The sequence below is a fragment of the Olsenella phocaeensis genome, from assembly GCF_900120385.1.
Lineage (GTDB): Bacteria > Actinomycetota > Coriobacteriia > Coriobacteriales > Atopobiaceae > Olsenella_I > Olsenella_I phocaeensis.
Map to the genome: position 1 here is coordinate 119,324 of NZ_LT635494.1, position 11,935 is coordinate 131,258.

Genomic DNA, 11,935 nt, shown 5'->3' on the forward strand with positions numbered 1-11,935 from the left:
CGCGGGCCGGTGCCTGCTGGGGGCGCGGGGAGCCGTGGGCAGGACCCTCGGCCTCGGAGGGCCCCTCTCCCTTGACGTCCCCCTCGTCCTCGTCCCAGATGTCGTCGCGGTAGTCGCCCCCGCTTCCGTGCCCGTCCGAGCCTGCGGAGCCCTGGTCCTGGCCCTGCGAGCTCCTGCGGCGTTGGGAATCCGCCTGGCCGTCGGAGGGGCCGTCCTGCGCGTCCGCCCCGTCGCCCTCGTCGGTGGGCTGGTCTGCCGCACGGGGGTGCCAGGGCGCGTGGTCGTCCACGCGGAAGAGCTCCTCCCAGACCTCGCGCATGTTGTCCCAGCAGCCCCTGCGCAGGCGCCCATAGAGCCTCTCGGTCGTGACGCGCCCTTCGAAGGCGTCGCGGAGCTGTTCCATCACCGCGGCGATCTTCTTCCCGCGCTCTCCCTCGCGCGGGCCCACCAGCTCGGTGGAGAGGCCCTCGGCCACGATGTCGGCGGCGAGGTCCCATGACCTTGCGTCCACGCTGGCGTCTACGAAGGGATGCAGGAGCAGGCAGTGCACGAAGAGGTGGGCGATCTCGTGGACGGGGGGCTCGTGCGTGGCGCGGAACTCGTCGAGGATGCGGGTGGGGTCGTACCAGAGCGTCCCGCCATCGGTCGAGAGGGACGTGCCCCCCAGCTCCCGGGGCGCCAGCTCGAGCAGGCCCATGCTGGAGGCGAGGAAGGGGTTCTGGGCGAGGAGGGCGTCTCGGGCGAGCGAGACCACCTCCAGCGCGAGGGCGTCCCTCTCGCCTTGGGCCCCATCGTCTTCCCCTGCGTCAGGGAGAGGCCCGGAAGGAGTCGAGACGATGTGGCTGGGCTGGAACGACGCAAGGCCCTTGACCCTTCGCGAGGGGTTTGGTCCCACGTCGTCCCCAAGGGCTTGCCTGGCGGCCGCGGGCCGCAGGGCCGCCGCGTCGCCCACCCCCTTGAGCCGTGCCAGCCGCCAGGCTACGGCCTCGGCGCGGCCCGCCTCGCTTGCCGCCCGGATGGCCTCCCGGAGGTTTCGCTCGGTCATGGTGCGCGGCCAGGATTCGAGCAGCCCGAGCTCGTCCAGGAACGAGTTCCTGGCGCAGCAGACCAGGACGGCACGGTTCTGCTCCTCGCTGCCCGCGCTGAGCAGGGGCACCATCGAGCGCAGCAGCTCGCCGTCCTCGCGGAGCCACCCGAGGGCGACCAGCCTTCCCAGGAAGACCTGGGGTTCCGTTTTGCAGACGAAGGCGACGATGGCCGGGTCCGCCCGGGGGACTATGAGGTTTCCCAGGACGTGCTCGATGTTGGAGTCCCCCATGCCGCGCTCGCGATGGAGCTCGAGGAGCCTTCGCGCAAGCCCCAGGCAGGTTCCGGCCACATCCTCGTCGCGCCGGTCGGCATGGCGCAGGGCCTTCCAGGCCTTGACGGCGCTGGCGCGCAGCAGGTCGTCGAACACCGTGGCGTCAAAGAGCCCCTCCTCGGCCAGGCGTGCGACGAGCCCGCAGCTGGCGGCGAGGTCGACCTCTGGCGCATAGGGCGGCCCGGCGAGCTGCTCCCTGCCCGTGAAGGGCTCGAAGACCTCGGTCGAGACCGTGGGGTCCATGTTGTTCACGAAGAGGGTAGGACTCTCTCGCACGAGGTCGAAGCGGGTGAACACCCCCTCGTGGGGGAGGAGGGAGCGAATCGCGCGCGGGTGCCGGACGCCTCCCAGGAGGTCCACGCCCCGGGAGAGGAGCAGGCGAGCCACGTCCTCGCGGGCGCAGCGCAGGGCCAGCGCGAGCGCCCAGCCGCTGTAGGCGAAGTCTCCCGAGAAGGCCTGCCAAACTGCCTCCACCACGGAGGCGTCCGCCATGCAGCAGGCGCGCTCCAGGAGGTCCACCGCCTCTTGGGCGGAGAGCTCGCGCCGCACGTCGGCGAGGGCACGGCATGCCGTCGCCGCACGGGAGGAGTGACCGCTCCGGATGAGCTCGCGCGCCTGCTCGAGCATGTCTCGTGCGTTGCGTTCCGCGCTCGCCTGGGCCATGTCCCTCCCTTTTTTGGCTTACTATCTCACACGAGACTCGCCCCGCGTCCGCGCGGTTGGCCGACGCTGGGAGAATTCGCATGATACGACTCGTTCTTTGCGACATGGACGGCACCTTGCTGCCCTTTGGGCATCAGGAGGTCTCCGCGCGGACGCTTGCGGCAATCGAGGCGCTGCGACGGGCGGGAATCGGCTTCGGCCCGGCAAGCGGGCGCGAGCTCGAGGACGTGATGGGCTTCTTCGGCAAGGGAAGCGTCACCATAGAGAACGGCATCCTCGCCAATGGCAAGTACGTCTTGGCGGGTGGCGAGGTGGTGTACAGGCGGGAGCTCGACCGCCATGCGCTCCAGAAGGTCGTCGACTACGCCGCGAGCCAGCGTGACTGCGGCCTGGTGACCCATGGGCCGGCCCGTTCCGACGGGAGCGCGGAGCGCCTGCTCCTGGGGGCGAGCGCCGAGGAGGCGGCGGGGATGCGCACCAGCGAGGGCGGGCGCGTGGACGTCACCCTTGCCCCCGAGCTGCCCGACTGCCCCATCCTCACGGTGGGCTTCCTCTGCAGCGGCTCCACCACGAGGTTTGCAGAGGTCCGCCAGGAGCTTGCCGTCGCGGCGCCGGAGCTCGACTTCGTCTCTCCCGCCCCCGGCTTCCTGGACGTCATGCCCCGCGGCTGGAACAAGGGCACGGCACTTGACCTCCTCCTCGAGGCCCTTGGGCTCGCGACGGACGAGGTGGCGTTCTTCGGGGACTCCGAGAACGACCTCGCCCTCATGCGTCGCCTTCCCAGCTCGGTCTGCGTGGAGAACGGCAGCGACGAGGCGAAGCGAACGGCGAGCTTCCACATCGCCCGCGACCTCGACGACGCTCCGGCACGGGTCATGGAGGCCATCGCGCGGAGCGGAGGAGACCTGGCCATTCCCGACGAGGTCTCGAGGGACTAGGTGGCTCGCCCTCCCGTGGCGTTTGCAAAAGTCCCCTCTCCAAACAGGGCAGGCAGGAGGGCATGGCGCAACTTCCTTGTCGCCTGCGGCCTTGCCGTCGCCCTGGGCGTCCTGGCCACCGCCCCCTATGGGGTGCCCGGGGCGCAACCCATGGCCGCGAGGTCCCAGACGTCCCCCTCGGAGGACGGCGATCCGGGGACTTCCGTCGATGCCGCGGCGACGGAGCCGGGCGCTCTCGTCTACACCAGCTGGTCGGAGCAGGAGAGCCCCAACTACGTTCGCCTGGTCGGCACGGCCGAGGTCGCAGAGCCGCTCGAGCCGGGGAAGGTCGTCTACGAAGGACTGGACGCGCTGGGGAGGACGGGTCGCGTGCGCGCGTGCATCACGCGTCAGATGATGGACGAGGGTCGTGCCAGGGCGCGTTCGCGCTCCCTCCCAGACCCATCCGGGTGGCCCTCCCACAACGAGGAGGTATCCATCGAGCTCCCTGACGGGCGCATCTACCACGGCTGGTTCTGGAACCGCAGCCACCTGCTCGCCAAGTCCCTGGGCGGGAGCGACGAGCTGCAGAATCTGGTCTGCGGGACGAGGATGCAGAACGTCGGCGCCAACGACGGGCAGGGCGGAATGGACATGTTCGAGTCGGCCATCCGCAGCTGGCTGGAGGTGTATCCCGACGTGAGCGTCCAGTACGTGGCAACGCCCCTCTACGAGGGGGACGAGCCCATCTGCCGCTCGGTCATGGTGGACGTCCTCTCGTCTGACGGGCAGATCGACGAGCGTCTCGAGGTGTACAACGCCGCGAAGGGCTACCGGATCGACTACCACACGGGCGAGTTTGCCAGCGTCTCCTAGCTGGCGTACCCCGCTTGCCGCTCCCTTCTGCCGTCCGTGCATATCTTGTCCTGGAAGGCATCCGGAAACCTATCCCTGGACTCACGATCACACATTCCAGGTTCACTTCCTTGCAAGGGGGAGCTCATGCTGCGCAGGCTTTGGAAGGGCCGGGCGTTCGGCTTTGCGGGGAGCGTCTTTCGCTGGGCTTGTACGGGAGCCTGTCTCCTCTTCTCATTTTGCTTCCTTCCCAGTCTTGCCTCGCTGCTCTTCGTTTTGGCGGCGTTCTTCCTTGCTCCGGTGAAGCAGCTATCGAACCGGCTGCCTCACCTTCATCGAGGAGACTTCGACGCGCCCGCCTGGGCACGTAGGGCGGGACGCTACTGGCTACCGGCAGCCCTCGCCCTCTTCCTTACGGCCTGCTACTCCGCAGGGGCGAGCACTGTCCAAAACAGCGGGGAGGCTCCCTCGACGGAGGAGCGGACGGACGAAATGCAGGCAAGGCTAGATGCGGTGAATCTCACCCCTACGACTGGGGTGCTCGAGTACTCCGACCTTCCCGTTGATCCCCTGACTCTCATGAGATGCTCCGACGAGGGCGCGGAGGTCTCCGCCTCTGGCGGTATCGACCTTAGGAGGCTCGGGCGACAGGAGCTGAGCTATGTCATCCACCTGGGCGACAAGACGAAGGAGCAGAACGTCGCCTTCGAGGTGCGTGACACCCGCGCTCCCAACATCACTCTCGCACAGGACGTGCTGGGGATTGTGCAGGGGGATGGCCTCGACGTGGCCTCCAACGTGAGTGTCACGGCAGATCCGGTGGATGGGGCTCTGCCACGCGTGGAGGAGGAGCCAGTCCCCAAGGGAAGCCAGGATGGGAAGAACTTCTACGAAGTGGGCTGGTACCTCATCGACGGGTCGGTTGACACCAACGTTCCGGGCAGCTACGAGCTCGTGGTCAGAGCTTGTGATGCAAGCGGAAACAGCGCCAAGAAGTCCTTCAGAGTCGAGGTGTCCTCCAAGCCAGAGGAGAAGTCCCCCGATGCCTCCACGGCCCAACAGGAGGTCTCATCAGCCCAGGAACCGACTTCGGTAGTTTCCGCGTCAGAGCCCCAGACCCAGACATACGTGCTCAACACCCATACCCACAAGTTTCATCGCGAGGGGTGCCGCGACATTAGCCGAATGAAGGACAAGAACAAGAAAATCGTGGAGTCGACGCGCGAGGAGCTCATCGCTCAGGGGTATAGCCCCTGCGGCCACTGCAACCCCTAGCGGAATCTCCCGCCTGGTCGTCGGCACATGGCTGCGTCTGAGAATGACCTGCCCTCTTCCCTTGCGGGGAGCTGTCACGTGCGCATTCTATTTTTAGAATGCGCACCCCCATATGCCGACCTGGCATTTTGAGACGAAGCGCGCATTCTAAAAATAGAATGCGCGCTTCGCTGGCAATCCGTGCGAGGCGCTCGAAGCGGGCGCCCCAGGGCAGCCGGAATTGGCCGGTGGCTCGCGGCCCATAGTCCGCGAGCCACCGGCCGTGGCCCGCGGGTTCGGCCGTCGCCGGCGCTACCTGCGCTCGGGCACGCGGGTCATCAGGACGAAGCCGATGACGAAGAGCACGACGATGGACAGCACGCCCAGAGACCCGCTTCCCGTGACCGCCGTCATGGTGCCCACGATGAAGGTTCCCAGGATGGCAGCGTACTTGCCGAAGATGTCGAAGAAGCCGAAGTACTCGTTGGCGTGGTCCTTGGGGCAGAGCTTTCCGAACTCGGAGCGCGAGAGCGCCTGAAGCCCGCCCTGGAAGAGCCCCACCATGATGGCGAGGAACCAGAATTCGGCGGCGCTGCGGAGGAAGAAGGCGGCAAAGAGCGTGATGAAGGTGTAGCCCGCGATGCCCACCAGGATCATCTTGCGGGTGCCCACCCGGCTGCCCAGCTTGCCGTAGGCGATGGCCGAGGGGAAGGCCACGAACTGCGTCACCAGCAGGGCGAGCACGAGCTGGGTGCCGTCGATCCCGAGGTCGGACCCATAGCTCGTGGAGAGCTTGATGATGGTGTGCACGCCGTCGATGTAGAAGAAGTACGCCAGCATGTAGGTGCGCAGGGCCTCGTCTCCGCCGATGCAGCGCAGGGTCGAGCCGATGCCCCGCACTGCCTTGGAGAGGGCGTGGCTCTCGAGCGGCTTGTAGTGGGTCTGCTCCACGTCGCGCAGCATCGGGATCGTGAAGGCGAGCCACCAGGCCGCGGTGACGGCGAACGAGATCTGCATGGAGGTCTGCAGCGCCAGGCCCAGCCGCTCGCGCAGGAGCACGACGGCGAGGCAGACCACGAAGGGCACGCAGCTGCCGATGTATCCCCAGGCGTAGCCCTGGCTCGAAACCTCGTCCATGTGCTCGTCGGTGGTCGCATCGACCAGGAGCGCGTCGTAGAACACGATCGACGAGTTGAGCATCACCGACGAGATGACGTACACGACCAGGAAGGCCATCGCGTTGGTGGGGAACCCCATTCCCACGGTGGCGACGACGCCCGTGAGCACCGTGCCCAGGACGAACTTCTTCTTCATGCCCTGCATGTCGGCTATGGAGCCGAGGATGGGCATGAGCAGGGCTATGACCAGGGAGGCGACGGTCTCCCCGTAGCTCCAGGCCACGAGCGCGGGCCCATCGGCCAGCGACTTGAAGTAGATGGGGATGACGCTCGTCGCGAGCAGCACGAGGGCTGAGTTGCCAACGTCGTACATGATCCAGCTCTTCTCGGCCTTCGTGAACCTGGTGCGTGCCATCTCTGCTCCCTCCCAGCAGGGCCCATCGCGCATTTCTTGCATATTGTATGTGCGCCCTCGTACGCGATCCCCGCCGCTCAGGCCCAACGGCCCCTCACCAGGGCTCTGCGGCGGGGCCGGGGCACCCGGGGGGCACGGGGCCAAGTGCCCCTTGCATCGCAAGGTGATAAACCGCACCATGGGTGGGACGACGGAAGGAAGGAGCCACCGTGCCCGCGATTCTCACCCACGACTTCTTTGGCAGGGACGCCTACGCCGACGTCTCCTCCCGCCTGGGCCTGCTCTCCGTCGAGGAGCACGATGCCTTCTTCCTGGGCAACCAGGGCCCGGACCCCCTCTTCTACCTGGTGGCCGACCCCCGCGTCTCCAAGGGCAACCGCGTGGGTGGCCTCATGCACCACGCCCGCCCTGCCAAGCTCCTGCTCTCGCTCCATGACGCGCTCTCGATGCTCACGCGCGAGGAGCGCCCCGTGGGTGAGGCCTACGCCGCTGGCTTTCTCTGCCACTACACGCTCGACCGGGCCGTGCACCCCCTCGTGTTCTTTAACGAGTACGCCATCTGCGACGCCGGCGTGGACGGGCTCGACCGCTCCGACGGGGGAGAGGTGCACGCAGAGATCGAGCGCGACCTGGACGAGATGGTGCTCTATACCAAGACGGGCAAGACGGTCGCGGACTACAGGCCCTACGAGGAGGTGCTGCACGCCAGCGACCAGACCCTCGCCATCATCGACAAGCTGTACTTCTACATGGGCCTCTGGACCTACAGCCGCACCCTGGACCTCGACTGCTACACGCGCGCCGTCAAGGCATTCAGGCTCATGCAGCGCCTCTTCTACACCCCCCGCCAGGGCAAGGCCCGCGTCCTTGCGCCATTGGAGCGCCTCGTCGGCCACAAGCGCTACTCGCTCTATGGCGCCATGGCGCATCGCGTGCGGGCCGAGAGGACCTCGGCCTTCGACAATCACGACCACCATGTCTGGAGCCATCCCTTCGTGGAGGGCGTCTCGAGCACCGACAGCTTCTGGGACATATACGAGGACGCCCTGGAGGAGGTCTTCGACAACGTCACGACGTTCTTCTCGCCCTCGTTCGACTACGCGGCGAGCCTGCGCCTCTCCCGCGACCTCAACTTTTCGGGCATGCCGGTTGACCCGGACGACCCTGATGCCGGCGAGTAGGGAAGGCGGCGCTCCCGCAGCATGACCAGCCTTGCCACGCGCCATGTGATGCAGGCCAACAAGAGCGAGGACACCAAGCCCGAGCTCAGGGTGAGGGAGGCCCTGCGCGCCGCGGGCTACCCCGGCTATCGCCTGCACTGGAAGAAGGCGGCCGGGAGGCCCGACATCTGCTATCCCGGCCGCAAGGTGGCGATCTTCGTGAACGGCTGCTTCTGGCATCGCTGCCCCCACTGCGACCTGCGCATGCCCAAGTCCAACGTCGAGTTCTGGGAGGCGAAGTTCAACCGCAACAGGGCTCGTGACGAGCGTGACCAGGTCCTGCTCATGGAGGACGGCTGGACGGTGGTCGTGGTCTGGGAGTGCCACCTCAAGGGCGAGCGCTTCGAGCCCACGATGCGCGATGTGGTGACGCAGGTCGAGCGGGCGGGCGGTGCCGGAACGCACGCGGGGCGCATCGTGGAGGCCGGGTCCCTGCCGGGCTGGAGGCTCAGGACCATAAGGTCGGGCAGGCACGCGTCGGGGCACTACCGCTAGACTGTGAGACATTGCCAGGCAGCGCCGTAGCCAGAGGGGCGACGCACTGCCACCTGAGGAGGGACGCTCGTGTCAACCTACGTGTTCTCGGACGTGCATGGGCACCTTGCCCCCCTCGACCGCCTGCTGGAGCGCATCACCCCCGGCGAGGGTGACAGCCTCTTCATGCTAGGCGACATGATCGACCGCGGGCCCGATCCCGTGGGGGTCATGCGCTGCTGTCGCGACCTCCCCGGCTGCACCGTCCTCATGGGCAACCACGAGGACCTCCTCCTCTCGTGCCTCGAGCAGCCCGACGACCCCATCCGCCAGTACAACTGGCAGACCAACGGCGCGGCGAGCACCCAGGCGGGCCTCGACGGGCTCGACGAGGCGTCGCGCACCGAGCTCCTCGGCTGGGTGGAGCAGCTTCCCGTCTGCGCCATCACCCAGGTGGGCGAGAGGCCCTACATCCTGGTGCACGCGGGCATCCGCGCCGACGGGCTCTCTCCCCGCGAGTCCTGGGACGCCCAGGCGCTGCTCGACCTCCTGGACCGGCAGCTCGTGGACGACCTTCTCTGGATCCGCGAGGACTTCTGGGGGCGGCCCACGAACCTCCTCGACGAGGCGGGGCGCGGTCCCATCGTGATCGCGGGCCACACGCCGACGGCGTACCTGGACGGCATGGCGGACCTGCCCGAGCGGCCCTCGAGGGCGGATGACGGGCTCTGCCAGATGGTCAGGGTCGGGGCCTGCGAGGCCACGGGCGGCGTCTCGGACCGCTGGGACATCGACTGCGGCGCCGCGGGCGGCGCGGGCTTCGGGAAGGTCTGCATGCTGCGTCTGGATGATGGCATGGAGTTCTACGAGCCCGTCCGCGAGGGAGAGTAGCGTGCCCTCCGGCCGTGACGCCGGGAGGGGCGCGACCCGGCCGCTGAGGCACGTCGAGTCCCCGCTTCCCGCCGTCTTCGACGCGGACTCCAGGGTGCTCGTCCTGGGGAGCCTCCCCAGCCCGCTCTCGCGCGAGAGGGGCTACCACTACGGGAACCCCCAGAACCGCTTCTGGCGCGTGCTCTCCGCCCTCTGGGATGAGGAGCCTCCCAACAGCGTCGAGGGTCGCCGGGACCTCCTGCGCCGCCATCGTCTTGCCCTGCATGACGTGCTGGCGAGCTGCGACATCGCGGGGGCATCAGACTCGTCCATCGCGAATCCCGTCCCCAACGACCTCGGGCCCATCCTCAGGGCATCCCCCATCTGCCGCGTGTTCTGCACGGGCTCGACTGCGGCGCGGCTCTACCGCCGTCACGTCGAGCCCGTCCTGGGCGTGCCCTGCGTGGCGCTGCCCTCGACGAGCCCCGCCAACGCCCGGTGGCGCCTCGACGACCTGGTCCGGGCCTACGCCGTGGTGCGCGAGGCCGCGGAGGGGAGCGACCCGCCCTGCCTGTCCCGGGACGCGGTGGGCGGGTAGCGGCCCCGCTCCTGGCTTTTTTGCGCCAACCTTGCCTGACGTCGGCACGCTCTGAGAGAATGTCAGTGCCCAACGGCGATGACCGCAGCTCAAACGAGAGAGACGTCGATGAGGCTTCGTGACATGGACATGACGCCCGGATCGCAGCGGACGCTTGCCTCGGCGAGGGCGCGCGAGCTCCTGCATGGCGCCCTGAGGACGAGCGACGAGGGAGAGGGCTGGGTGCGGCCCTGGCGCTTCTCGCCCATCCAGATGCGCGCCCTGGGGAGCTGCCAGGCCTGGCACCCCGGCCTGTACCGCCAGATGGCCCGCACGACCGCCGGCGTGACGCTCGAGTTCACGACGGACTCGTCAGAGGTCGCCCTCGAACTCCTGCTCGACGACGAGCCCCGGGGCACCCGTGCGGTGCTCGACTACGTGGACCCTGAGGGGGAGGCGTTCCCTCACGACGGCGTTTCCTGCGAGGTGGACGGCAGGCACCTGGGCCTGCGACAGCCCTCCGGCGACGACGACTGCGTGGTCTTCTCGCTCGACGACCCCGACGCCGCCCCGGCCGATGGCGTCATGCAGCTCCCCGGCATGGGAGACACGCACCACGTGCGCATCTGGCTTCCCTGCCTGCGCGGATGCCGGCTTCGCGACGTCGTGGGCAACGGGAGCTTCGTGAGGGGGGTCTCCGCCCGTCGGGAGCTCCTCGTCCTGGGGGACTCAATCGCCCAGGGGTTCGTCTCGGACGACCCCTTCCAGGCCTGGCCCGCCCTCCTGGCGTCCCGCCTGGACCTGGACCTCGTGAACCAGGGCATAGGTGGGCAGGTGTTCCAGCCGGGGACGCTCCTGGGGCTCGCCCAGGCGGTCGACCCCGCCTGCATCGTCGTGGAGCTGGGGGCAAACTATCGCTACGAGCCCTGCCGCGAGCGCCTGGTGACGCGCGACGTCAGGGGCTACCTGCTCGAGCTCTCGCGCCTCTGGCCCAGGGTCCCCATCTGGGTCATGTCGCCCCTCTGGCACGACGAGGAGGCCTACCCCTCCCACTCCATGAGCTGCTGGCGGAGCGTGCCCCTCTTCCTGGCGGCCCACTGCGCCCCGCACGACCAGATGACCCTCCTGGACGGGGGGCGGCTGCTGGACCACAGGGCCTCGCTCATGGCGGACGGCTTCGAGCATCCCAACGCAGAGGGCTCGCGCCAGCTCGCACGCAGGCTCTGGGTTCGCATGATGATGCGGCGAGGCGACGTGGAGGAGCGCCGCACGCGGGCGCAAACCCTGCTCGAGGGCGCGCCGCGGCGCTGCTTCCCCCTGCAGGAGGAGCTGAGGAGGGGCATCGGAGAGGTGCTGTTCGCGGAGGAGGGCTGCGTGGCCCTCTCGCTGGTGCCCGGCCAGGTCACCATCTGGGGCCGCGACCGGGAGCTCGCGCACGACGTCCTGCTCATGCTGGACGACGTCGAGCTCGTGTACTGCCTCGAGCCGGCGCTCGTTCGCGACGTGTGCCTCACCCTGGGGCTCGAGTCCGTGAGCCCCGTGAGCATCTGCGTGTGTCAGGGGCGGCCCAAGCCAGCGGCGAAGGGGCACCGTCCCTCTCGTCCGCGCGAGGTCCGTCCCCTTGACGCCTCCTTCGCGAGTGTCGTGAGGGAGCGCTACTCCCACCCGGAGTACCTGCGCCAAGGGGAGCTCGAGGGGCTGCTCAAGCAGGGACTCCTGCTGGGGGGCTTCGAGGGCGGCGAGCTGGTGGGGTTCGTGGGCGAGCACCCCGGTGGCTCCATGGGCATGCTGGAGGTCTTCCCCGAGCACAGGGGCAGGGGCTGGGGAGAGGCGCTCGAGCGCGCCAAGATCGAGGACCAGCTGGCGCGTGGCCTCAGGCCCTGGTGCGAGGTGTGGCCGGAGAACAGGGACTCCCTCAGGCTGCAGCGACGCCTTGGTCTCAAGGTCCAGGCTGCCAACGAGAGCTGCTACGTCTCGCGCGCTCCCGAGGCGGGGGAGGTGGTCGCGCCTGAGGGGGCCGGCGACGGCTGGGCCCACGGTGCGGGCGAGGAGCCCGCGCAAGGTGGAGATACCGCGCAGACGGACGAGCCACCGGCATGTGCGGGGGACGGCCCCAGGCACTAGGTCCCAGGCTGCTCCTATACTGGGCGTCAGAAGACAGCTATCACATGGCTGACGTCGCCCAGGTGCAGCGCGGAGGCTCGCGTCCCTG

The 11,935-nt window shown here is 68.5% G+C and carries 10 protein-coding genes; 8 read left to right on the forward strand and 2 right to left on the reverse strand.

All coding sequences use genetic code 11. The features are described 5' to 3' along the window. Positions 1–2,023 (reverse strand): DUF2201 family putative metallopeptidase (locus tag BQ7388_RS00510; RefSeq protein ID WP_072499515.1); only part of this gene is annotated, 2,023 nt, incomplete at its 3' end. Between the two features lie 80 nt (positions 2,024–2,103). On the opposite strand from BQ7388_RS00510, the gene BQ7388_RS00515 reads away from it, so the two are divergent. The 3 genes from BQ7388_RS00515 (at position 2,104) to BQ7388_RS00525 (ending at position 5,070) form a co-directional block, all read left to right on the forward strand. Continuing rightward, complete coding sequence (locus BQ7388_RS00515; protein ID WP_072499516.1) at positions 2,104–2,961, forward strand: HAD family hydrolase; 858 nt, start codon at positions 2,104–2,106, stop codon at positions 2,959–2,961. A 15-nt stretch (positions 2,962–2,976) separates the two neighbouring features. Further along, positions 2,977–3,816: a DNA/RNA non-specific endonuclease gene (locus BQ7388_RS00520; RefSeq protein WP_234946721.1), complete on the forward strand. Its 840-nt coding sequence runs from the start codon at positions 2,977–2,979 to the stop codon at positions 3,814–3,816. A gap of 126 nt (positions 3,817–3,942) precedes the next feature. Further along, entirely contained in the window at positions 3,943–5,070 is a 1,128-nt protein-coding gene (locus BQ7388_RS00525; RefSeq protein WP_072499518.1) for a DUF5011/hyalin repeat domain-containing protein, read from the forward strand. A 291-nt stretch (positions 5,071–5,361) separates the two neighbouring features. Here the strand turns inward: BQ7388_RS00525 and BQ7388_RS00530 are convergent, their stop codons facing one another. Then, positions 5,362–6,582: an MFS transporter gene (locus BQ7388_RS00530; protein ID WP_009279052.1), complete on the reverse strand. Its 1,221-nt coding sequence runs from the start codon at positions 6,580–6,582 to the stop codon at positions 5,362–5,364. Between the two features lie 209 nt (positions 6,583–6,791). On the opposite strand from BQ7388_RS00530, the gene BQ7388_RS00535 reads away from it, so the two are divergent. The 5 genes from BQ7388_RS00535 to BQ7388_RS00555 all read left to right on the forward strand — a co-directional run bounded on the left by BQ7388_RS00535 (position 6,792) and on the right by BQ7388_RS00555 (position 11,847). Next, a complete protein-coding gene (locus tag BQ7388_RS00535; protein WP_072499519.1) occupies positions 6,792–7,763 on the forward strand; it encodes a hypothetical protein in 972 nt (323 codons plus the stop codon). Between the two features lie 21 nt (positions 7,764–7,784). After that, on the forward strand, positions 7,785–8,297 hold the full coding sequence (locus BQ7388_RS00540; RefSeq protein WP_009279054.1) for a very short patch repair endonuclease: 513 nt from the start codon (positions 7,785–7,787) through the stop codon (positions 8,295–8,297). A gap of 69 nt (positions 8,298–8,366) precedes the next feature. Continuing rightward, entirely contained in the window at positions 8,367–9,167 is an 801-nt protein-coding gene (locus BQ7388_RS00545; protein WP_072499520.1) for a metallophosphoesterase family protein, read from the forward strand. A 1-nt stretch (position 9,168) separates the two neighbouring features. Continuing rightward, on the forward strand, positions 9,169–9,744 hold the full coding sequence (locus tag BQ7388_RS00550) for a DNA-deoxyinosine glycosylase (RefSeq protein WP_083558147.1): 576 nt from the start codon (positions 9,169–9,171) through the stop codon (positions 9,742–9,744). A 108-nt stretch (positions 9,745–9,852) separates the two neighbouring features. Continuing rightward, positions 9,853–11,847 carry a GNAT family N-acetyltransferase gene (locus tag BQ7388_RS00555; RefSeq protein WP_234946723.1) on the forward strand — a complete coding sequence of 665 codons (1,995 nt, stop codon included), beginning with the start codon at positions 9,853–9,855 and terminating at the stop codon, positions 11,845–11,847. The last annotated feature ends 88 nt before the right edge of the window (positions 11,848–11,935 follow it).